Raw genomic sequence first — 21,331 nt, forward strand, 5'->3', positions numbered from 1 at the left:
GGTCAGGCCTGCGGTGCGGCGTCGGCAGGCGCGCCCGCCCAGCGGCTGATCTCGAGGTCGGCGGAGGTGTCGCGCTGCCGGGTGGGGGCGACGACGATCTCCTGGAGGACGACGCGCTGGGGAAGGGCGACGGCCAGGCGGATGGCCTCGGCCACGTCCTCGGGCCGCACCATGTCGGCGCGCTCCTCCGGCGCCGGGGGTCTGGCGCGGTTGTCGAGGATGGGGGTGTCCGCCTCGCCCGGCAGCACGGTGATCGCCCGCAGACCCTGGTTGCGGAAGGTGTTGTGCAGGAAGGTCATGAAGTTGCGGACGCCGGCCTTGGCCGCGCCGTAGGCAGCGCCGCCGAGCAGGTTGGGGTTGACCGCGGCGAGCGAGGAGACGGTGACGATGGTCCCGGTGCCGCGGCCGAGCATGTCGGGAAGCACGGCCTGGGTGAGCTGGAAGACCGCGGTGAGGTTGACGTCGAGGACTTGGCGCCACTCGTCATGTGGGAGCCACTGCGGGTTGAGCACCGATGAGGCGCTGCCCGCGTTGTTGACCAGGACGTCGACCGGGCCGAGTTCGGCTCGTACCCGGTCGAGGACGCGTGTCACGTCGTCCGCGCGGGTGATGTCCGTGGCGAGGGCGAGGGCGGTCCCTCCCTCGGCGCGGATCGTGGCGGCGACGGCGTCGAGCGTCTGCTGTCTGCGGCCGAGCAGTACGACGGCGGCGCCGTCCCGGGCGAGCAGTCGTGCGGTCTCCAGTCCCATCCCGCTGCCGGCTCCTGTGATGAGCGCGGTCGTGCCGGGCGATGTTGCCACCGTTCCTCCTCCATGACTGATGTGAGATTCACGTACTAAATGAGAATAGATTCTCAATTCATGTGACGCAAGGGTTCCATGAAGCCCAGAGCGCCGAATGCCTCGGCAGCCGCGTACCCGAGCGCGCGGACCTCGGCTTCACGGCGCGCGAAGCGACGGAGCGACGCCTCCCGGTCGATCCAGCGGAACCGGAGCCGGCGCCCCGGTCCGGCCTGCCCGAGCAGGGGCAGGGACGCCCGTGAGGCGACGCCGACGATGGGATAGCCCGCGGTCAGGCTCCGGTAGCGGCCGAGGACGATCAGCTCGTCCGCGTGCGGGATCTGCAGCGCCCCGATGGGCACGCCGTGGGACACGATCTCGGTGTCGGTGTCCGGGTGAAGTACCGGTCCGTCGAGCCGGAGCCCGACGTGGTTGGAGCGAGGGGTGACGACGTAGGTCGCCTCCTCGATTACCTCGCGGATGCCGGCGATCGCCTGGACGCCGTGGCCGGCGACGACATCGATGTCCCAGGGGCCGGCGTCGAAACGCGGGACGGGGACGGGCAGCCGGAACAGCGGCGGCTCGAACAGCCGACGCCGAAACCCCCGGAACTCCGTCTCGAGCAGCACGCGCGAGCCCCGGGTGACGGCCTGTCCGAATCCCATCCGGGCGTCCGGGGCGGCGCTGCCCAGAAGGGTTTTGGTGCGCGGCGTTCCGTTCACGGCCAAATAGGTGCGGGTCCCCTGGTCCATGTCCCCACGGACCCGGACCTCATGGCCCGCCGGCACGACCAGCGGCGACCACCCGTCGGCGGGCGAACCGGCGACGGTGACCCGGGCGGGTGCGCCGGTCACGGCGAGCAGGACATCGGCGTCGGGCACGAAGGCCAGCTCACCTCCGAGGTTCTCGATCAGTGCCGCGCCGCGGGGGTTGCCCACGAGGAGATTCGCGACGGCCGCCGAGTGCTGGTCGGCCGCGCCGCCGGTGGGCACACCGCGCCGTTCCGTGTCACGGCGGCCGAGGTCCTGAAACGTAGTGACCCATCCGGTGCTGGTGATGTCGAGCGCCACGGTCTTCATACGGCCTCCTCCGTCGGCAGCAGGAAGCCGGCGTCCAGCGCGCACGCCTCGTCCCGCGTGACGGGGACGAAGCGCACGATGTCGCCGGTGCCGAACGAGACGGGGTCCGGGCGGGAGATGTCGACGATGGTGTGCGGAGTACGCCCGACCACCCGCCAGCCGGTCGGGCCGGGGAACGGCTGGATGATCGCGTTGGTCCCGGCGATCATGATTGCTCCGGGGGCGACGTCCGTCCGTGGTTCGGCCCGCCGACGCACCGGTCCGGGCACCTTGAGCCCGTCCATCATCGGGGCCATCGCCGCACCGAGCAGGGCGATCGTGAAGGTGGACTCCGCGATCGCCTCGACGACGTCGGCGGGGGCCATGCCCAGTTCTTCGGCGACGGACGCCATATCGGGGCCGCTGTCGTCGTCGAAGACGACGGGGATGGCGAATGTCCGCACCGCCCGCCGGCGGGCCGGGCCGTCCGTGGGCGACGGCGCCCACCGCGCCACCAGACGAGCCGCGTACTCCACGTGCTCGAGCGCGGTCTGCATCGGGTCGAACTCGATGAGCAGGGATTCGAGACCAGAGACAACGTCGAGCACACCGTGCGGGCGGTGTGCCAAGAACCGGTCGCGGAAGGCCACGATCCCGGCCCTTCGGATGGCCTGGTCGGCATGGGGGATGGTCACCATCACCGCCGAGTCCCCGAAGGGCTCGACGGTGATGGCGCCGTACTGTGCTGTGGTCATCGCCTGGTGCCCGCAGCCCTCAGCCGGCGGCGAGCGCGACCTGCGCCTTCTCCGCCAGGACCTCGCGCAGACCGGCGACCCGGATGTCCGCGGCGTCGAGCGCGGCGCGCAGCGCGGTGCCATTCGCGAGGACGGTCGGGTGGTCGCCGTGCAGGAGCAGGACATCGGCGTCGTGGCCGAGCGGGACCACATTGCCGCTGACCGAGCGGACGGTGCCCTCCCGTACGACCTGCGCGGAGCGCTCGCCGATCAGCTCGGGGTCGTAGATCAGTCCGCCCTCGTGGGAGCGCGGAACGGGCATGCCGTCGTCGCCGTAACCGCGGTCGGCCAGGAACACATAGCCGACCTCCAGACCGCGCTTGCGCGACTCCTCGGCGAGCAGACCGCGCTGGCAGATGACGATGTAGTCGGTGTTGTACGCGGCGATCGCGTCGGTGATGGCCCGGGCGTGCTTGGCATCGGTCTGCGCGATCGACCCCATGCGGCCGTGCGGGGCGACGTGGCTGATGGTGCCGCCGTGCACCCGCGCGAAGGCGTCGAGCGCGCCGAGCTGGTAGAGGACGTCGGTGCGGATCTCCTCCTCGGTCGCCTCGATGAGCCGGCGGCCGAAGCCGACCAGGTCGGGGTAGCCGGGGTGGGCCCCCAGTTCGATGCCGCGCTCGACACAGTCGGCGACGGTCCGGTCCATGATGCGCGGGTCACCGGCGTGGAAGCCGCAGGCGATGTTCGACGAGGTGACGAGGGTGAGCAAGGCGCCGTCGTCGCCGATCGTGTAGTTGCCGAAGCTCTCGCCGAGGTCGGCGACGACGGCTACGGAGTTGATTCCCATGGTGTCTCTCCCGGTGTGGGGGTGGATGGTTCAGCCGGCTGCGAGGGGCTCGCCCTTGGTCTCGCGCAGGAAGGCGACGGTGACCAGGGTGATCAGGGCGGTGATGATGGAGGCGAAAGCCGGGATGAGGTTGGAACCGGTCGACTTGATCAGCTCGGTCATCACCAGCGGAGCACTGCCGCCGAAGATGACCGTCGAGATACTGAACCCGATGCTGTAAGCGGAGTAGCGCACACTGGTCGGAAACATCTCGGCGAGCGTGGTGTGTACGACGGCGGCATGCCCGGAGAAGGCGATCGCAAGGACGATGGTGCCGATGCAGGCCAGCCCGAACTCCCCGGTCGTGATGAGCTTGAACATCGGGTACGAGACGACCGCCATGGCGATGGCGGAGCCGGTGAGCACGGGCTTGCGGCCGATCCGGTCCGACAGGCGTGCCATGAGCGGAATGCAGATCGCGATGGCGACCAGGCTGAACGAGGTGACCGTGAGCGCCCTCAGCATCGAGAAGTTGTGCGCGCCGAGCGAGGTCTTCAGATAGGTCGGCATGTAGACGAACAGCAGGTAGTAGCCGGGGCCGTTGAGCGCGGGCAGAAAGATCGTGAGGGCGATGGCCTTCAGGTGACGCCGGGAGGTGAAGGCCTCCCTCAGTGGGTTGCGCGCGACGGTCTTCTGCTCGCGCAGCGCCTTGAAATGCGGGGTCTCCTCCAGTTGGCGGCGGATGTAGAAGCCGACGTAGCCCAGCGGAACGGCAAGCAGGAACGGCACCCGCCACGCCCAGGAAGTCATCGAGGCGTCGCCGAGGGTCGTGATGAGGACGGCGGAGAAGGCGCTGCCGAACATCAGGGCGACGAAGGAGCCTACGGCGATGAAGCTCATCATGTAGTTGCGGCGGGCGGCGGGCGCGTATTCGCCGACGAAGGACATGGCGCCGGCCACCTCACCGCCTGCGGAGAAGCCCTGCAGCACCCGGAAGAGCACGAGAAGGGCGGGCGCCGCGACACCGATGACAGCGTGGGACGGGATGAGGCCGATGGCCGCGGTCGCGGCGGATATCAGCACCAGAAGGGTGGCGAGAAGACCCTTGCGGCCCAGCTTGTCCCCAAGGTATCCGCAGATCACGCTGCCGAACGGCCGGGCGATGAAGCTGATCAGGAAGCCGACGTTGGTGAGGAAGAGATTTCCGGCGCCGGCCTCGCCCATGATGTTGATCGCGAGATAGGTGACGAGAAGGCCGTAGATGCCGTAGTCGTACCACTCGACGAAGGAGCCCACCGCGCCCGCGATGGTGGCCTTTCGGACGACCCTGCCGTTGGCGGAGGCGACATCGACCGCTGCCGCGCCGGTGGTCTCCGATGATGCCTCGTGACGGTCTGCTGGAATGTCGAGCCGATCTGACGTTGTCATACGCGTTCACTTTCGGTGTCGCGGACTCCGGGGACGGTGTCCTGAGGATCGTGCGCTGAACGTGACCGCTGCCGGCGATCGCGCCTGCGCCGGGGTGCACCCATGCGTGGTGGGCACCAAGGGGCAGGCGGTGATGGCGCCTCAGGGGAGTTGTGCGGCTCTGACGCTGTCCAGGAACCCGTCCTTCGGGGGCTGGCGGTGGCCCGATGCCGGACCACCGCCGTGTCGGCTCGCCACCTCCCCGCTGCACGGGGTGCCATGGCGTCCGTACGGGTCGTCCCAGGCCGTCGTTGCTCGCCCGAGTGTGGGGCGGGGAGGAGACGTCACGGTAGAGGGCCGCAGAACAGCGCCAGAGCCAAGTTGCGACTTGAATCGCGAATGAGAATAGGTTCGCACTCTGAGGTGGTCAAGGATGTACGTTGCCCTCAATTTAACCTTCGGGTTCCAGCACGCTTCCGCCTTGGACTGTGCGGCCCCCTAGGCGACATGAAGCCGGATTCCACGGCCTGCGGGCATCGCGTACGACCTGTTTCGGCCACGCGGGCGAAGCCGACCCCGGCGCCAATCTCACCAGGTCGCGTGGCGTCGCGTCAGTGTCGCCGCGACCTTGCCGTCACCTCTTGTGTTGTGCCCCGGATCGATGCACACTGACTCACGCAAAACGCGAAAGCTTTCGCAGTTTCTGGGATGGGGCGTCCCTGATCCGCTCCGCCCCTTCTTCCCGCACCCACACCACCCGAAGGAACCTGCGATGACCCAGGACAACGTGCGCGTGAACACCACATGGAAACGCGTCGACGAGCATGTGCTCGAGCAGTTCCGTACCCACTCCGTGGCCAACCTCGGCGACGCCCTCGACCGGCTGAACATCGTCGACGGAGGCATCGCCCCCATCTGGAACGGCGCCAAAGCTGTCGGCACGGCACTGCCAGTCCTCACCGTCGCCGGCGACAACAAAGCCGTGATCGCGGCGCTCGAACACATCCGCCCCGGCGACTTTCTCGTCATCAACGCCTTCGGCTACGACGGCCGCGCCATCATCGGCGACAACCTCGCCCAGCGCTTCGCCGTGCACGGTGCCGTCGGCGCGGTCGTCGACGGATACGTACGCGACGCCGCGATCATCGAACAACTCCGCGTCCCGGTCTTCGCCCGTGGGCTGACTCCCGCCGGACCCTTCAAGAACGGCCCGGGCACGATCGGAGAACCCGTCGCCATCGGCGGTGTCGTGGTGAACCCGGGGGACATCGTCGCCGCCGACGGGGACGGCGTCATCGTCATCCCGCCGGAACGCGCCGACGAAGCGCTGAGGGCCGTGGAGGAGATCGTCGCCCGCGAGGCCGCTCTCGACGCCGAGGTCGAGGCGCTGCGCACCAAGGCCTCGCGATGACCGGCCGGGGCGGCCGGGACGAGGCTGCGGGCCGCCTGCGCGTCGCCGTTGCCGCACCGCTGTCCGAGGAGAACCGCGCGCGCATCCAGGAGCTGGAACCGCGCATCGACCTCGTCGTCGACCCCTCTCTCCTCCCGCCGATGCGCTGGCCCGCCGACTTCGCCGGCGACCCGGACTGGCAGCGCACCCCCCACCAGCAACGCGCCTACGAGGCCGCGATCGACTCGGCCGACGCCCTGTACGGCATCCCCGACGTGAACCCGGCCGCCCTGGCGCGCGCCGTCCGGGCCAACCCGCGCCTGCGCTGGGTGCACACGATGGCCGCGGGCGGAGGCAGCCAGGTCAAGGCCGCGGGGCTGACCGCCGAAGAACTCCGCCGGGTCCTCTTCACCACCTCGGCCGGAGTGCACGGACGCCCACTCGCCGAGTTCGCCGTCTTCGGCGTGCTGGCCGGAGCCAAGGACCTGCCCCGCCTGAACCGCCAGCAGCGCGACCACGAATGGAGCGGCCGTTGGACGATGGGGCAGGTGCACCAGCAGACCGTTCTCGTACTCGGGCTCGGCGGGATCGGCCGCGCCGTCGCCGCGGCGCTGCACGCGCTGGGCGCGACAGTCATCGGCACCAGCAGAAGGGGCGTCAGTGTCCCTGGTGTCTCCGCCGTAGTGCACCCCGACCGTATTGCTGAGGTGGCCCCCACCGTGGACGCCGTCGTGAACACGCTTCCCGGAACCGAGGCGACCGAACACCTCCTCGGCAAACGGTTCTTCACCGCCCTCCGGCCCGGCGCCTGCTTCGTCAACGTCGGGCGCGGCAGCGTCGTCGACGAGACCGCCCTGACCGACGCGCTCGCCTCCGGCCGGGTCGGCTTCGCCGCGCTGGACGTCTTCGAGTCGGAGCCACTGCCGGCCGACAGCCCGCTGTGGGACCACGACCGCGTACTGGTGAGCCCGCACACCGCCGCGCTCGACACGGCGGAGGACCGCCTCATCGCCGAACTCTTCGCCGCCAACGCCACCCGGCTCCTCGACGGACGCGACCTGATCAACCGCGTGAACACCGTCGAGTTCTACTGACCGGGAAGACGGCCACACGTATGGCCTCCCGCTTCGGCCTCACCGGCAACGCGCCAGGGGCAAAAGCTAACCTTGCACGCCGAACGGGGTGTCGTCGCCCGGCGCCTGGTGGGGCAGCCGTTCCAGTGTGGCGGCGATGCCGGCCCGCTCCACGACGTCGATCAGCGCCTGCCCGATCACGGAGACCGGCTCACGGGCCGGGAGCACCAGGCCGATGCGCTCCGTACGGACCGGGCGGACCAGCGGAACGGCGCGCATACCCCCGGGCACACCGAAGACATGCAGCCAGGCGTGCGGCACGATGCTCGCCCATTGACCGGCTCTGACCTGTGCGAACAGGGAGGCGATCGAGTCGGTCTCGACCCGCGGGGTCACAGATACGCCCACGGTCTCGAACACCGCGTCGAGCACCTGACGGCCCTGCATCATGGGGTGCAGCAGACACAGGGGGTACTGGGCGGCCTCCTCCCAGGAGATCTCGGCGGCGCCGGAGTCGGGTGCGGACCGCTGGGTCAGCAGCACATGGCGTTCCCGGTACAGCGGTACGAACTTGAAGTCGTGCGCGGCGACGGAGCTGTGGTAGGTGACGGCGGCATCGAGTTCGTACGTCCGCAGCCGGTTCACGATGTCTTCGGCCTGCAGGTCGGCGAAGACCTGGACGGTGGCCAGCGGGTTGGCGGCGCAGAACGGCTGGGTCAGCAGCGCGACCGCCGTGGACGCGGTCGGGACGGTGCCGATACGCAGCCGGCCGCTGAGCCCCGCCCGCAGCGCCTGGATCTCGCCCCGCATCGCATCACGGTCGGCGAGGATGCGCTGTGCCCACAGGACGACCCGCTCGCCCTCCGGTGTGAAGCCGTCGAAACGACGCCCCCGCTGGACCAGAGGGATGCCGAGTTCCTCCTCCAGCTTCCGGATGCCCTCGGACAGGGCCGGCTGGGAGACAAAGCATGCCTGGGCCGCCTTCGCGAAGTGGCGGGCGCGGGCGAGGGCTACGAGGTATTCGAGTTGGCGCAGCAGCACGCCTCAATGATCCCCCGCGCCCGGCCGCGCCCGGCGCCGGCCACACTGCAGTGATCGGTGCTGCCTGTCAGCCGATCGGAACTACCGCTTTGACCTGCCCCCAAGCACTGGCGAAGAGTGGGGTGCGAAAAGTGGGCGCGTCGCCGAGCGAGCTCGCCGCCCAGGACGGAGAGGGCGTGGTGTGCGATGCGGGATTTCGACGAACCGGACCAGGACGAGCTGTCGGTGACGGCTCCCAAGACATGGGCGACCGGCGCTCCCGCGGTCGTACACGCGCTGCAGTACGCGCTCGGACAGACGTCGCCCAAGCGCACCGCGCTGACCCTGCTCAACATCAACCAGGCGAAGGGCTTCGACTGCCCGGGCTGTGCCTGGCCGGAGCCGGCGCCGGGCAAGCGGCACCGCAACGAGTACTGCGAGAACGGCGCCAAGCACATCAGTGACGAGGCCACCTCCCGGCGGGTGACGGCCGAGTTCTTCCGGCAGCACTCGGTGGACGAGCTGAGCCGCAAGTCGGACTACTGGCTCAACCAGCAGGGCCGGCTGACCGAACCGATGGTGCTGCGCGAGGGCGCGACCCACTACGAGCCGATCGGCTGGGACGAGGCGCTGGACCTGCTCGCCGATGAGCTGCGTGCCCTGGACCACCCGGACGAGGCGCTGTTCTACACCTCCGGGCGACTGGCGAACGAACCGGCCTTCCTGCTCCAGCTCTTCGCGCGGGCCTTCGGCACCAACAACCTGCCGGACTGCTCCAACATGTGCCATGAGTCCAGCGGCTCGGCGCTGAACGAGACCCTGGGCATCGGCAAGGGCAGCGTCAGCCTCGACGACCTCTACAACGCGGACCTGATCTTCGTCGTGGGGCAGAACCCGGGCACCAACCACCCGCGCATGCTGTCCGCGCTGGAGGAGACAAAGCGCCGCGGCGGCCACGTCGTCGCCGTCAATCCCCTGCCCGAGGCGGGGCTGCTCCGCTTCAAGCACCCGCAGAAGGCACGCGGGATCATCGGCCGCGGCACGGACATCGCCGACCAGTTCCTGCAGATACGGCCCGGGGGCGACCTGGCCCTGTTCCAGGCGCTGAACCTGCTGTTGCTGGAGGCCGAGGACAAGGAGCCGGGCACTGTCCTGGACCGCGAGTTCATCGAGTCGCACACCACGGGCTACGACGCCTTCGCGGAGCACATACGCGAGACGTCCTGGGACGCCGTGCTGGAGGCCACCGGCCTGAGCAGGGACGAGATCGAGCAGGTACACGAGCGGGTGCTGGCCTGCCGCAGTGTCATCGTCTGCTGGGCGATGGGCCTGACCCAGCACAAGCACGGCGTGCCCACCATCCGCGAGGTCGTCAACTTCCTTCTGCTGCGCGGCAACATCGGCCGTCCGGGCGCGGGAGTGTGCCCGGTGCGCGGACACAGCAATGTGCAGGGCGACCGCACCATGGGCATCTGGGAGCGCATGCCCCAGCCGTTCCTCGACCGGCTGGGACGGGAGTTCCGTTTCACCGCGCCGACGAAGCACGGCCTGGACTCCGTCGACTCCATCCGGGCCATGCTCGACGGACGCGCCAAGCTGTTCGTCGGAGTCGCGGGCAACTTCGTCAGGGCGACGCCCGACAGCGAAGTCACCGAGCGAGCCCTGCGCAACTGCCGTCTGACCGCACACATTTCGACGAAGCTCAACCGCTCCCACGCGGTGTGCGGACGCACCGCCCTGATCCTGCCCACCCTCGGGCGCAGTGATCGCGACGTCCAGGCGGGCGGCGAGCAGTTCATGACGGTCGAGGACTCGATGAGCGAGGTGCACGCGACGCGCGGCCGTCTCGCCCCCGCGTCCGCACACCTGCTCAGCGAGGTGTCCATCATCAGCCGCCTCGCCCGCAAGGTCCTGGGATCCGAACCGGACATCCCCTGGGCGGACTTCGAGGCCGACTACGACCTCGTCCGCGACCGCATCGCCCGGGTCGTCGACGGCTTCGAGAACTTCAACGAGCGGGTACGGCGCCCAGGCGGTTTCCACCTGCCCAACCCGGTCAACGAGAAGGTGTTCCGCACGCCCGCCGGGAAGGCCGTCTTCACCGTCAACGACTTCACCATGCTCCAGGCGCCCGAGGGTCACCTGGTCCTGCAGACACTGCGCTCGCACGACCAGTGGAACACGATTCCGTACGCGATGGACGACCGCTACCGGGGCATCAAGGGCGGCCGGCGCGTCGTCCTGGTCAACCGCGCCGACCTCGCGGACCTCGGCCTCGACGACGGCAGCCTCGTCGATCTCGTCAGCGTCTGGACCGACGGCTCGGAGCGCCGTGCCGACGGCTTCCGCGTCGTCGCCTACCCGACGCCCCGGGGTTCGGCGGCCGCCTACTACCCGGAGACCAACGTCCTTGTGCCGCTCGACAGCGTCGCGGACATCAGCAACACGCCCACGTCGAAGAGCGTGATCGTCCGCCTGGAACGGGCCGCCGGGGCGACACGTTGAAAGCCACCAAGATCGGTCATGCGCGTTCTGGCTGAGCGGGCTGGGCCCATTTCGGCGTCCAGATGCCGTCGTTGGCGCGGCCGGGATAGGCGGAGGTGAGATGGTGGCGCAGGGCGGCCAGGGCGGGGTGGGGGTTGTCGGTGCGCCAGATCAGTGAGTGGGGGTAGACCGGTGTCGGTTCGTGCAGGGGGATGTGTCGCAGATCGTGGCCGGCGGGCCAGACAAGCGGGGTCTGCTCGCTGACGAAGGTGGCCAGCGTCGTGGAGTCCGCGATGGTGTCGAGCAGATGCTCGACACCGAAGTTCGGGCCGACCGCGTCGATGGTGAGACCGAACGTGGCGGCGAGTTCGTCATAGTAGGCGGCCCACTCGGTGCCGGGCATGTTGCCGGGCATCCAGATCCGGCGCCCGGCGAGCTGGGCGGGAGCGATCGCGCGGGCGCCGGCGAACTCATGAGCCGGCCCGGTGAACAGGTACAGCGGTTCGTCGAAGACCGGAGTGGCCTCGACACCGTCGGGAAGCTGCCGGCCCGGCATGGTCACGGCTCGGAACGTCGCGTCGATCGTCCCGGACCGGACGGCGGCAATGGCTGTGTCGTAATCGAACAGGGTCAGGACATCAAGCTCGGTCTCGGGATACGCACGGTGGAAGTCTCGCAGCAGACCCGCCACTGAGACCCGGTAGCGGATCACGTCGACGCGCAGCGCCCGGCGCCCTGGGCGTACGGAAGCGGCTGCCCGTTCCTCGGCTTGGAGGAGGGCCCGGGCGTAGGGAAGGAACGCCTGCCCGTCGATGGTGAGCCGGGCTCCGCGGGCCGTACGGCTGAACAGCTGCACACCGAGGTCCTTCTCCAGCACGGCGATGCGCTTGGACACAGCCTGTGGGGTGATCGACAGGTTGGTGGCGGCTTCTTGGAACTGTCCCGCGTCCACGGCGGTGACGAAGGTGCGCACGGCAGTGAGATCCATACCGCCCATCCTAGATGGACAACCAATCGTTGAGTCTCAACATCGAAATGGTTGCTTGATTCCAGTACACCACGCTCGCTTTGATGTCTCTGGTCAACCTGTGGTTTGGCAAGCAGTACGGCAGGAGGCATGCAGGCCCGGCTGCCGGATTGCTGCCGGGCCTGCCGATGCCGGTGCGGTCGGCCACCGACAAGGCCACCATCGCGTCTCTGGCCGGGATGGGGCTTCCTACTCACCCCGGAGGCGACCCGCCCATGCCGGATTCCTTCGTTCATCTGCACAATCACACCGAATACTCGATGCTGGACGGCGCGCAGAAGCTGAAGCCGATGTTCGGCGAGGTGGCCCGGCAGGGGATGCCCGCGATCGCGATGAGCGATCACGGCAACATGTTCGGCGCCTATGAGTTCGCTCAGGTCGCGAAGGGCTTCGAGGGGATCAAACCGATCATCGGCATCGAGGCGTACGTGGCGCCTTCCTCTCGGTTCGTCCGGAAGCAGGAGTTCTGGGGGCCGGGAGGCCGACGCGCAACAAGCGCGGACGGTGAAGGGTCGAAAGATGTCTCCGGTGGCGGCCGTTTCACTCATCTGACCATGTGGGCACGGAACAGCCAGGGCCTGCGGAACCTGTTCTGGCTCAGCACGCAGGCCAGCTACGAGGGTCAGTTCCCTGCCGGAAAGCCGCGTATGGACCGGGAGTTGATCGCAGACCGGCCGGACGGAATCATCGCCACCACCGGCTGCCCGTCCGGCGAGGTCCAGACCCGCCTGCGGCTGAACCAGTACGCCGAGGCGAAGGCCGCTGCCGCGGCGTACCAGGAGATCTTCGGCCGCGAGAACTACTTCCTGGAGCTGATGGACCACGGCCTGGACATCGAGCGTGAGGTCCGGGAGGGCCTGCTGCGGCTGGCCACGGAACTGAACATTCCGCTCCTGGCCACCAATGACGCGCACTACGTCACCGAGGACCAGGCCGACGCTCACGACAGTCTGCTGTGCATCGGTGTCGGCAAGAACAAGGACGACCCGGGCCGCTTCCGTTTCAACGGCTCCGGCTACTACCTCAAGACGGCCGCTGAGATGCGCAGCCTGTTCTCGGAGCTTCCGGAAGCCTGCGACAACACTCTGCTGATCGCCGAGCGTATCGAGTCCTACGACGAGGTCTTCGACTACGTCGACGAGATGCCGCGGTTCCCGGGCGTGCCCGAAGGCGAAACCCAGGAGTCGTGGCTGCGTAAGGAAGTTCTCGAGGGGCTGGCGATGCGCTACGGAGCCCCGGTCCCCCAGCACATCCTGGATCGCTTCGAAACCGAGATGTCGGTCATCGGCCCCATGGGCTTCAGCTCGTATTTCCTCGTCGTGGCGGACATCTGCCGCCACGCCCGGGAGAACAAGATCCCGCTCGGTCCGGGCCGGGGTTCATGCACCGGCTCGATCGTTGCCTACGCGACCCGCATCACCGAGCTGTGCCCCCTGGAACACGGTCTGCTGTTCGAACGCTTTCTGAACCCCGAGCGCATCAACCCGCCGGATGTCGACCTCGACTTCGACGACCGTCAGCGCGACCGGATGGTCCGCTACGTCACCGAGAAGTACGGCGAGGAGTACACCGCCATGGTGAACACGTTCGGCAAGATCAAGGCCAAGAACGCGATCAAGGACTCCTCACGCATCCTCGGCTACCCCTACTCCCACGGCGAGCGGATCACCAAAGCGCTTCCGCCGGACCAGAACGGCAAGTCCGCCCCGCTGGCTGCCGTCTTCGACTCCTCCCACGAGCGGTATGGCGAGGCCGGCGAGATCCGGCAGATGTACGACAACGAACAGGATGTGAAGCGGGTCATCGACACCGCCCGCGGGGTGGAGGGCCTCACCCGCGGCACCGGAGTGCACGCCGCGGCGGTGATCCTTTCCAAAACGAAGCTCACCGACCGCATTCCGCTGCATATGCGTGCCTCGGACGGCGTGAAGATCACCGGCTTCGACTACCCGTCCTGCGAAGCCATGGGCCTGATCAAAATGGACTTCCTGGGGCTGCGGAACCTGGGGGTCATCGACCAGGCCATCGAGAACATCCGCGAGAACCGGGGCACCAGCCTGGCCACCGTAGATCCCCTGGACGGCGACCCGTCCACCGTCGTGATCCCTCTCGACGACGCCACGACATACCGGCTGCTGGCCGAAGGCAACACCTTCGGTGTCTTCCAGCTCGACGGCGGCGGCATGCGCGTCCTGCTGAAGCAGATGGAACCCACCCGGTTCGAGGACATCGCCGCGGTCAACGCTCTCTACCGGCCCGGCCCCATGGCGGCCAACGCGCACACCAACTACGCGCACCGCAAAACCGGCCGCCAGGAGATCACCCCGATCCACCCCGAACTCCGCGACGCTCTGGAGCCGATCCTCGGCAACACCTTCCATCTGCTCGTCTACCAGGAGCAGATCATGGCCATCGCCCGGGAACTGGCCGGCTACACCCTCGGCGGCGCCGACCTGCTGCGCCGCGCGATGGGCAAGAAGAAACCGGAGGTACTGGCCGCGGAGTGGGACAAGTTCCACTCCGGCATGCGGGGCAATGGATACGGCGAGGAGGCCATCAAGGCCCTGTGGGACGTCATGCTCCCGTTCTCCGGCTACGCATTCAACAAGTCCCACACCGCCGGCTACGGCCTCGTCTCGTACTGGACCGCCTACCTCAAGGCCAACTACCCGGCCGAGTACATGGCCGCCCTGCTCACCTCGGTCGGCGACGACAAGGACAAGGCCGCGATCTACCTCGCCGACGCCCGCAAGAACGGCGTCCGAGTCCTCCAACCCGACGTGAACGAGTCCGTCGCCGAGTTCACCGCCGTCGGCGACGACGTACGGTTCGGGCTGCGGTCCGTACGCAACGTCGGTGACAACGTCATCGAGGCCGTCATCGACGCGCGCCGCCGGAAAGGGAAATTCTCTTCCTTCGCCGACTTCCTCGACAAGGTCGACCTGCCCGCACTGAACAAACGCGCTGCGGAATCCCTGATCAAGGCCGGCACCTTCGACTCCCTGGGCCATTCCCGCAAGGGCCTCACCGCCATCCACGAGGACGCCATCGACGCCATCATCCCCGTGAAGAAAGCGGCAAGCTTCGGACAAGACGATCTCTTCGCCGACCTGGGCGGCGAAGGAAGCAGCGAACCGGCCTTCGGCCTCGACTTCCCCGTCGACGACACAGAGTGGCCCCGCAGACAACTCCTGGCAACCGAACGCGAAATGCTGGGACTCTACGTCTCGGCCCACCCGCTGGACGGCGCCGAGCACATCCTTTCCAGGGCACGGGACTGTTCCATCGCCGAACTGCTCGCCTCCGGCCGCACCACCGGGGACGTACAGCTCTCCGGGCTGATCACCGGCATCCAGCTCAAGATGACCAAACAGGGCAACGCCTGGGCCATCGTGAACCTCGCGGACCGCGACGCCGGCATCGAGGTCCTCTTCTTCCCCGCCGCATACCAGCTCGTGCAGCACGCACTGGCCGAAGACAACGTCATCGCCGTCAAGGGAAAGATCGAAGACAGAGACGGAACACTGAACATCTTCGGCCGCGAACTCTCCGTCCTCGACATCTCCTCCGCCGAAATCGGCGGCAAGCCGCCCGTGAAGCTCTCGCTCCCCTCGCATCGCATCACCGAACAGTCCGTCAAAGAACTCAAGCGCATCCTCGCGGCCCACCCGGGCGACAACCCCGTACACCTCAGTGTCCGCGGCGCACACAAGACCACCGTCTACGCCCTCCAAGCCACGGTGGACCCCACGACCATCGCCTCCGATGTCAAAGGCACCTTCGGAGCCGACGCCTGGCAAGGCATTGCGTGAGCCCTGGCAGCGTCCCCCAGTCCGCGGCCCAATGGATGGGCTCAGGGCGAGGGAGTGGGCGTGTGCTGTCCCTGGCTGCTGGTGCGTCGGCGGTAGTAGGCGTACGTCACCGATCCCAGAAGCGGCCCCCAGGCGAGCAGCGGCAGATAACAGACCGTCAAAATGACCTCTTCAGGGGTCGTGTGTCCGGCGGGAAATCCTCCGAAGAGGATGGAGAGAAAGAAGTAGTACACGACCCCCGTGGAGGCGAGTGCGCCCAGCGCGGCCGGGACCACCGCGGCGAGCGGGCGGATGCGGCGCCCGCCCAGCAGGGGTATCCAGCGCGGCACCGCCTCGCCCCACGGCTGGACCAGTCCCAGGGTGAGTAACCCGAGTGCCTCGGAAATGACGAAGAGCAGCACCAGATACAGATCGAGCCCGGCGCCGTGGTTGCGGGCCTCAGCTGTGCCGAAGCCGGGTATGGCCAGCATCACCCCCATGCGCCACAGTCCCGAGGGCAGGATTGTGAAGGGCACTGCGTGCGCGGCAATCCGCGCCCAGCGGGGCACTGGGGAGACGGGGACACGGCCGGCGGCCCAAGGGGGGCGCAGGTACCCGTTCGCCGGGGGAGCTTCGGGGCGGAGGTCGGACATCACTGCTCCTTCGATTCGTCAGGCATCGTTCGCGTGACGCATCTCGAAGATCGCAGCCCATCCCATCCGCCGGCGTCCCCCGCACGGTGAGGGCTGGTCCGCCATGCGGGGGAAGCCTTCGTCGACTCAAGGATGACCGAGGGACACTCAGCGGAACCTCCGGTCGGGCCGCCTACGGCGCGGCGGGCCGCACCTGCTCGGCGCTCTCCAGTGGGTCCACCATGCGCATGACCTCGCCGGGCTCGTGCGAGGTGTGTTCCTCGACGGTGTAGAAACGCACCTCGTGACCGTCGGGGTCATGCAGCCTTGGCAGCACCCATCCACGCAGCCCGCGCCAGACGCCGCCGTGCGGCTCACCTAGGGCCTCCATACGAGCGGCGAGCGCCTCGATCGCGGCGCTGTCGGGTACCGCGATCGCGAAGTAGTCGAAGCCGGCGGCAGCCTCGGCCCGGCCCGGGTCGAGCCGCAGCGCCAGGTCCGGCCCGCCGGCCGGATGGCTCAGCACGACCTCAATCAACACCCCCTGCTCGACGAACTCGGCAGCCCGCCGGTAGCCGAGCGTGCGCCCGTACCACTCCTCGGAGCGGGCGAGATCGCGTACTGGCAGCTTGAGGTGGTGGACGCCGACGAGGCTCGGGATGTCAGCTTCCACGCTCATGGCTCACCTCAGGGCGGGTTGGCTCGGCACTCAGGAGTCGAGGTGGATCGTGACCAGCTTGCCCTTCTTGTCCAGCCTCCGCACCCGCTGCAGCCTGCCAGAGCCTCCTCCCGGCTGATCGGCGCTTGGGCCAGGGGTGATCGGGCGGCGGAGCCGTGGTGTCGGCGGCATATCGGGGGCTGTCGGTCCGATGTCGGTGAGGTCCGGCACCTTTCGAGACGTCCTGCCGGATGCCCATCCGGCTGTAGGTCAGGAAAGGGGATCACTCGTGCATGACGTAGTGATCGTGGGCGCCGGCCCGGTTGGTCTGTTCCTTGCCTGCGAGCTTGGTCTCGCGGGCTGCTCCGTCCTGGTGCTTGAGCGGGAGCCGGAGCTCCACTCCCCGTTCAAGGCGAAGCTGCTCGGGACGCGGGGCCTGTCCGCCGCGTCGGTCGAGGCGTTCTACCGCCGCGGGATGCTGCACCAGCTGCTGACGGCATCGGGCGTCCATGACGATCCCGGCGCGGACCCCGACGCGCCCGAGCCGTCGCCCCCTCGTGGCGTGGGCCATTTCGCCGGCATGGTGCTCGATCCGGCCCAGGTCGACGTCACTGCCCTGCCGTACCGGCTTCCCAGCCCGGCGATGGAGGGCATGCTGACATACCTCGAAGCGGTCGAGACGCTGCTGTCCGAGCAGGCATCCCAGCTCGGCGTGGAAATCAGGCACGGCGTCACGGTCTCAGGCATCGCCCAGAACGATGAGGGCGCGGTCGCGCAAGCCGGCGAGCACGAGTACGCGGCGCGCTGGGTCGTCGGCTGCGATGGCGGACGCAGTGCGGTGCGTGGGCTCGCGGGCTTCGAATTCGTGGGCACCGAGCCGCAGTTCACCGGTTACACCATGCACGCCACCGTCGCCGATTCCGAGATGCTGCGCTCTGGGATCAACCTGACGCCGACGGGCATGTACCTCCAGCCCTCGGAAGGGCACATCGGCATGGTGGACTTCGACGGCGGCGCGTTCGATCGCTCGCAGCAGCCGACTCGCGACCATCTCCAGGCGGTTCTGCGCCGGGTATCCGGCACCGACGTGACGCTGGGCGACGTACATCTCGCCTCGAGCTTCACCGATCGGGCGATGCAGACGACGACCTACCGGCGGGGACGCGTGCTGCTCGCGGGCGACGCCGCTCACATCCACTCACCCCTTGGCGGGCAGGGACTCAACACCGGCATCGGCGACGCCATGAACCTGGGTTGGAAGCTCGCGGCGACCGTGCACGGGTACGCGCCGGACGGGCTACTCGACACCTACACCCGCGAGCGCCATCCGATCGGCGCGGGGGTGCTCGACTGGTCGCGCGCCCAGGTGGTGGCCATGCGGCCGGACCCGCATGGCCAGGCGGTCCAAGGAGTGGTTCGCGACCTGATCGGGACCCGTGACGGAACGACCTACGTGTTCGAGAGGATGTCGGGATCGTCGATCCGTTACGACCTTGGCAGCGAGCATCCACTGGTCGGCCGCAACGCCCCGGATCTTCGCCTCGAAAACGGCACTCGCCTCGGCGACCTGATGCGGGACGGACGGGGCGTCGCGCTCGATTTCAGCACCGACCGATGCCTGCGCGGTTCAGCGATGGGCTGGGAGGGTCGGATGCGGTATGCGGCCGGTCCGGCGAGAAACGACCTCGGATTGGGTGCCGTGCTTGTCCGACCCGACGGCATAGTCGTCTGGGCAGGTGATCGCGTCCCTGATCGTGAAGCGTTTGAGCGGGCCGCCGGCCATTGGTTCGGTAGCCCGGAAATCTGAAGCAGCTACCCCGTTCCCCTTAGCGGCTACGCCGTTCCCTTTTCGTTCTTTCCTCTCCTCACCCGAGTTCAAGGAGCGCACATGACGATCACTGTCCGACCGGGAAGCACCGTGATGTTCACCGGAGATTCGATCACCGACTGCCAACGGCTGGAAAGCGAAGACGGTCTCGGGTTCGGCTACCCGCTTCGCGTCGCGGGCGAGTGGGGACTCAGGCACCCGGACCGGCCCGTGACCTGGCTGAACACCGCGCACGCGGGCGACAAGGTGATGGACCTCGAAGCCCGCTGGCAGACAGACGTACTCGACGCGCGCCCGGACGTGGTGTCGATCCTCGTCGGGGTCAACGACATGGGCTGGCACACGCTGGACCCCAAGGGGTACGTGATCCCCGCCGAGGAGTTCGAAGCGGGTTATGACCGCCTGCTCACGCCCCTCGCCGAGGCTGGCACGAAGCTGATCCTCATCGAGCCATTCCTCCTGCCGATCCACGGCGTCGTCGAGGCCGGTGCCGGTGTCGCGCTCATCGGAGAGAAAGAGCGAAAGGAGTGGCGCACCGACCTGGACCCGAAGATCCAGGTCGTGCGCAAGCTCGCCCGCAAGTACGGCGCGCATCTGCTCGACGCCGACGGCATGTTCGCCGAGCTCGCCGCGACGACCGAGCCGGAGTACTGGGCCGCGGACGGCGTACACCCGACGCCGGCCGGTCACGCCGCACTCGCGGCGGCCTGGCTGCGCCTGGTCGCGTGACCGGGCCTCGCGATCACCTGCGCCATCGGCGATCGCGAGGATCCTGGCCGGTCGGGCCGCCCCGGGCGGGCCGGACGTCACCGGAGCGGATTGCGGGGCCTGTACGGTCGTGCACTACTCTTGAAGAGTTCTTCAATTCACTAGTTTCCGTGGAGTGAGTGCGGTCCGAGGACGAGCTGGACGGCGCGGTGCGGGTGGCGCGGGAGCTTGGGATTGACGTCAGGACCGACGCGACGGAAGCGGGAGAGGGGTGATCGGGATGCCTGTTCCGCTCTATGAGGCGAAGGCCGAGTTCTTCCGGATGCTCGGTCACCCGGTCCGTATCCGGGTGCTGGAGCTGCTGCAGGACGGACCGAAGCCGGTACGGGATCTGCTCGCGGCGATCGAGGTCGAGCCGTCGAACCTGTCACAGCAACTGGCCGTATTGCGCCGCTCGGGGATCGTGACTGCGACGCGGTCCGGGTCGACGGTGGTCTACGCACTGGCAGGCGGCGATGTCGCGGAGTTGCTTGCCGCCGCGCGGCGGATCCTGGCCGTGTTGCTGTCAGGTCGGCAGGACCTGCTGGACGAACTGCGGGCGGCGGAGACGGCACGGTGACCGGCACTGGCGGGTTTCGCCTGCCGTGGCGGCGCGGCAGGCCGATGGCGGCGATCGAGCATGCGCCGCCGCCCGTGGGGCAGCACGCCGATAAGTAGCAGCGGGCCTTTCCGGACGCGAGGCCCAGAAGATGGTGCGGGGATGCCGTCGACGGGACGCCGGCCTTAGGGCGAGCGGGCTGCCGAGTCCGCCGGTCAAAGGCCGCCGGCTAGGACGGCGGGTTCCCCGCTCCCTGGCCGGCCTGAAGATCGGCGAGCAGCTCGGCCTGGCCGGCCAGCACCCCGGACAGGATGGTGCGCGCCACCCGGAGGAGTTCCGCGACGTGCGGGCTGGTCAGCGAGTAGTACACCGTGGAGCCCTCCTTGCGGGTCACGACCAGGTTGGCCCGCCGCAACACGGCCAGCTGCTGGGACAGGTGCGCGGGCTCGATGCCCACCTCGGGCAGCATCTCCGCAACCGCGTGCTCGCGTTCGCTCAGCAGCTCCAGGACGCGGATACGCGCTGGGTGACCGAGGGTCTTGAAGAACTCGGCCTTCAATTGGTACAGCGGCGTACTCATCGCGCCGCCCCCTTCCCGGCCCAGCAGCACGGCCCCACCGGCCGGACTTCGGCGCATCGCATCCACCCGCTCATCAAGAACATGCGGCCCATCCTCGCGTGCGGCACCGGCCAGACCGAATCCGCGCCGAGGAAATCTGGGCAATTAGCAACATTAGCAATTGCCGAGATCCATGAGAGAGGATGGCGTGAGCCCCCGGGCCGGGCCGCCCGGTGAGCCGGAGGGGGATCACTTGCCCGGTCGGTCTCCGGTCCGGTCAGTCCGGTCAGAGGGGGAGGGTGATCCAGATGCTCTTGCCCTGGCCATCGGTGTCGCCGCGGATGACCGCAGTGCCCTCCAGAGCGAAGGTGAGTTCCATGACGGTGGCCAAGCCGCTGGTCCCGGTGCTGTTGGCGAGCTCGGACAGCGGCGGCTGGTAGGGGTGGCGGTCGTGGACGGAGAAGGCCAGGTGGACGTCGCTCGCCGCGTAGATCACGGTGAGCTGCGGGGAGAGCTCGGCGGCGTGCCGGACACTGTTGGTGACCAGCTCACTGAGGATCAGCAGGGCCGGGCCCACCACGGGGTGGCGCAGACCGATCCCCCACTCGACCAGGGCCTGCTCGGCAGTCTCGCGGGCGCTGCGGACGGCGGCGGGTGCGCTGGGCAGCGTGAGCACATGTCGGTGGGGCAGGGCTTGGAGCTGTGTGAACATCACGCCTCCGCACCGGAGATCTCGACCATACGGAGGGAGCAGGA

The 21,331-nt window shown here is 68.5% G+C and carries 19 protein-coding genes; 7 read left to right on the forward strand and 12 right to left on the reverse strand.

Annotated features, from left to right (window positions below; translation table 11 throughout):
• Positions 1-2 precede the first annotated feature (2 nt).
• The 5 genes from CCN51_RS18730 to CCN51_RS18750 are packed head-to-tail and all read right to left on the reverse strand — an operon-like array spanning position 3 to position 4,828.
• A complete protein-coding gene (locus CCN51_RS18730) occupies positions 3-800 on the reverse strand; it encodes an SDR family oxidoreductase (RefSeq protein WP_043485906.1) in 798 nt (265 codons plus the stop codon).
• A 53-nt stretch (positions 801-853) separates the two neighbouring features.
• The gene (locus CCN51_RS18735; protein WP_014172702.1) at positions 854-1,858 is read right to left on the reverse strand and encodes a 5-oxoprolinase subunit C family protein; all 1,005 of its coding nucleotides are present in this window, start codon (positions 1,856-1,858) and stop codon (positions 854-856) included.
• Positions 1,855-2,592, reverse strand: coding sequence for a 5-oxoprolinase subunit B family protein (locus CCN51_RS18740; protein WP_014172703.1), 738 nt, complete (start codon positions 2,590-2,592; stop codon positions 1,855-1,857). Before CCN51_RS18740 ends, CCN51_RS18735 begins: the two co-directional genes overlap by 4 nt.
• Positions 2,593-2,611: 19 nt before the next feature.
• Positions 2,612-3,421, reverse strand: coding sequence for a 5-oxoprolinase subunit PxpA (locus CCN51_RS18745; RefSeq protein WP_014172704.1), 810 nt, complete (start codon positions 3,419-3,421; stop codon positions 2,612-2,614).
• A gap of 30 nt (positions 3,422-3,451) precedes the next feature.
• A complete protein-coding gene (locus CCN51_RS18750) occupies positions 3,452-4,828 on the reverse strand; it encodes an MFS transporter (protein ID WP_014172705.1) in 1,377 nt (458 codons plus the stop codon).
• 751 nt (positions 4,829-5,579) lie between these two features.
• Between CCN51_RS18750 and CCN51_RS18755 the strand changes: the two genes are divergently transcribed.
• Both CCN51_RS18755 and CCN51_RS18760 read left to right on the forward strand, forming a co-directional pair.
• Positions 5,580-6,218 carry an RraA family protein gene (locus CCN51_RS18755; protein ID WP_014172706.1) on the forward strand — a complete coding sequence of 213 codons (639 nt, stop codon included), beginning with the start codon at positions 5,580-5,582 and terminating at the stop codon, positions 6,216-6,218.
• Positions 6,215-7,291: a D-2-hydroxyacid dehydrogenase gene (locus CCN51_RS18760; protein ID WP_014172707.1), complete on the forward strand. Its 1,077-nt coding sequence runs from the start codon at positions 6,215-6,217 to the stop codon at positions 7,289-7,291. Before CCN51_RS18755 ends, CCN51_RS18760 begins: the two co-directional genes overlap by 4 nt.
• Positions 7,292-7,357: 66 nt before the next feature.
• Here the strand turns inward: CCN51_RS18760 and CCN51_RS18765 are convergent, their stop codons facing one another.
• On the reverse strand, positions 7,358-8,311 hold the full coding sequence (locus CCN51_RS18765) for a LysR family transcriptional regulator (protein ID WP_014172708.1): 954 nt from the start codon (positions 8,309-8,311) through the stop codon (positions 7,358-7,360).
• 186 nt (positions 8,312-8,497) lie between these two features.
• Here CCN51_RS18765 and CCN51_RS18770 point away from each other — a divergent pair, with 186 nt between their 5' ends.
• Entirely contained in the window at positions 8,498-10,795 is a 2,298-nt protein-coding gene (locus tag CCN51_RS18770; RefSeq protein ID WP_014172709.1) for an FdhF/YdeP family oxidoreductase, read from the forward strand.
• Between the two features lie 16 nt (positions 10,796-10,811).
• Here the strand turns inward: CCN51_RS18770 and CCN51_RS18775 are convergent, their stop codons facing one another.
• Complete coding sequence (locus CCN51_RS18775) at positions 10,812-11,762, reverse strand: LysR family transcriptional regulator (protein ID WP_014172710.1); 951 nt, start codon at positions 11,760-11,762, stop codon at positions 10,812-10,814.
• Positions 11,763-12,016: 254 nt separating this feature from the next.
• Here CCN51_RS18775 and dnaE point away from each other — a divergent pair, with 254 nt between their 5' ends.
• The gene (gene dnaE / locus CCN51_RS18780) at positions 12,017-15,613 is read left to right on the forward strand and encodes a DNA polymerase III subunit alpha (RefSeq protein ID WP_043488442.1); all 3,597 of its coding nucleotides are present in this window, start codon (positions 12,017-12,019) and stop codon (positions 15,611-15,613) included.
• A 41-nt stretch (positions 15,614-15,654) separates the two neighbouring features.
• Here dnaE and CCN51_RS18785 read toward each other — a convergent pair whose 3' ends face one another.
• The 3 genes from CCN51_RS18785 to CCN51_RS54375 all read right to left on the reverse strand — a co-directional run bounded on the left by CCN51_RS18785 (position 15,655) and on the right by CCN51_RS54375 (position 17,113).
• Entirely contained in the window at positions 15,655-16,128 is a 474-nt protein-coding gene (locus CCN51_RS18785) for a hypothetical protein (protein WP_238545239.1), read from the reverse strand.
• A 289-nt stretch (positions 16,129-16,417) separates the two neighbouring features.
• On the reverse strand, positions 16,418-16,903 hold the full coding sequence (locus CCN51_RS18790) for a VOC family protein (protein WP_014172713.1): 486 nt from the start codon (positions 16,901-16,903) through the stop codon (positions 16,418-16,420).
• A gap of 30 nt (positions 16,904-16,933) precedes the next feature.
• Positions 16,934-17,113 carry a hypothetical protein gene (locus tag CCN51_RS54375; RefSeq protein ID WP_143675833.1) on the reverse strand — a complete coding sequence of 60 codons (180 nt, stop codon included), beginning with the start codon at positions 17,111-17,113 and terminating at the stop codon, positions 16,934-16,936.
• A gap of 58 nt (positions 17,114-17,171) precedes the next feature.
• Between CCN51_RS54375 and CCN51_RS18795 the strand changes: the two genes are divergently transcribed.
• The 3 genes from CCN51_RS18795 (at position 17,172) to CCN51_RS18805 (ending at position 20,037) form a co-directional block, all read left to right on the forward strand.
• Positions 17,172-18,689: an FAD-dependent monooxygenase gene (locus CCN51_RS18795; RefSeq protein WP_014172714.1), complete on the forward strand. Its 1,518-nt coding sequence runs from the start codon at positions 17,172-17,174 to the stop codon at positions 18,687-18,689.
• Positions 18,690-18,770: 81 nt separating this feature from the next.
• The gene (locus tag CCN51_RS18800) at positions 18,771-19,439 is read left to right on the forward strand and encodes an SGNH/GDSL hydrolase family protein (RefSeq protein WP_014172715.1); all 669 of its coding nucleotides are present in this window, start codon (positions 18,771-18,773) and stop codon (positions 19,437-19,439) included.
• Positions 19,440-19,698: 259 nt separating this feature from the next.
• Positions 19,699-20,037 carry an ArsR/SmtB family transcription factor gene (locus CCN51_RS18805; RefSeq protein ID WP_043488449.1) on the forward strand — a complete coding sequence of 113 codons (339 nt, stop codon included), beginning with the start codon at positions 19,699-19,701 and terminating at the stop codon, positions 20,035-20,037.
• 208 nt (positions 20,038-20,245) lie between these two features.
• Here the strand turns inward: CCN51_RS18805 and CCN51_RS18810 are convergent, their stop codons facing one another.
• Both CCN51_RS18810 and CCN51_RS18815 read right to left on the reverse strand, forming a co-directional pair.
• Positions 20,246-20,596 (reverse strand): ArsR/SmtB family transcription factor, encoded by a 351-nt coding sequence (locus CCN51_RS18810; protein WP_043488450.1) that lies wholly within the window; start codon positions 20,594-20,596, stop codon positions 20,246-20,248.
• A gap of 265 nt (positions 20,597-20,861) precedes the next feature.
• Positions 20,862-21,287, reverse strand: coding sequence for an ATP-binding protein (locus CCN51_RS18815; RefSeq protein WP_014172719.1), 426 nt, complete (start codon positions 21,285-21,287; stop codon positions 20,862-20,864).
• Between the last annotated feature and the right edge of the window lie 44 nt (positions 21,288-21,331).

The organism is Streptomyces milbemycinicus, from assembly GCF_002154605.1.
In the GTDB taxonomy this organism is placed as follows: Bacteria; Actinomycetota; Actinomycetes; order Streptomycetales; family Streptomycetaceae; genus Streptomyces; species Streptomyces milbemycinicus.

Excerpts from the sequence above, each read along its gene's own strand:
- CCN51_RS18735 (WP_014172702.1), bottom strand. The coding sequence starts at position 1,858 with ATGAAGACCGTGGCGCTCGACATCACCAGCACCGGATGGGTCACTACG.
- CCN51_RS18740 (WP_014172703.1), bottom strand. The coding sequence starts at position 2,592 with ATGACCACAGCACAGTACGGCGCCATCACCGTCGAGCCCTTCGGGGAC.
- CCN51_RS18745 (WP_014172704.1), bottom strand. The coding sequence starts at position 3,421 with ATGGGAATCAACTCCGTAGCCGTCGTCGCCGACCTCGGCGAGAGCTTC.
- CCN51_RS18750 (WP_014172705.1), bottom strand. The coding sequence starts at position 4,828 with ATGACAACGTCAGATCGGCTCGACATTCCAGCAGACCGTCACGAGGCA.
- CCN51_RS18755 (WP_014172706.1), top strand. The coding sequence starts at position 5,580 with ATGACCCAGGACAACGTGCGCGTGAACACCACATGGAAACGCGTCGAC.
- CCN51_RS18760 (WP_014172707.1), top strand. The coding sequence starts at position 6,215 with ATGACCGGCCGGGGCGGCCGGGACGAGGCTGCGGGCCGCCTGCGCGTC.
- CCN51_RS18770 (WP_014172709.1), top strand. The coding sequence starts at position 8,498 with ATGCGGGATTTCGACGAACCGGACCAGGACGAGCTGTCGGTGACGGCT.
- CCN51_RS18775 (WP_014172710.1), bottom strand. The coding sequence starts at position 11,762 with ATGGATCTCACTGCCGTGCGCACCTTCGTCACCGCCGTGGACGCGGGA.
- dnaE (WP_043488442.1), top strand. The coding sequence starts at position 12,017 with ATGCCGGATTCCTTCGTTCATCTGCACAATCACACCGAATACTCGATG.
- CCN51_RS18790 (WP_014172713.1), bottom strand. The coding sequence starts at position 16,903 with ATGAGCGTGGAAGCTGACATCCCGAGCCTCGTCGGCGTCCACCACCTC.
- CCN51_RS18800 (WP_014172715.1), top strand. The coding sequence starts at position 18,771 with ATGACGATCACTGTCCGACCGGGAAGCACCGTGATGTTCACCGGAGAT.
- CCN51_RS18805 (WP_043488449.1), top strand. The coding sequence starts at position 19,699 with ATGCCTGTTCCGCTCTATGAGGCGAAGGCCGAGTTCTTCCGGATGCTC.
- CCN51_RS18810 (WP_043488450.1), bottom strand. The coding sequence starts at position 20,596 with ATGAGTACGCCGCTGTACCAATTGAAGGCCGAGTTCTTCAAGACCCTC.
- CCN51_RS18815 (WP_014172719.1), bottom strand. The coding sequence starts at position 21,287 with ATGTTCACACAGCTCCAAGCCCTGCCCCACCGACATGTGCTCACGCTG.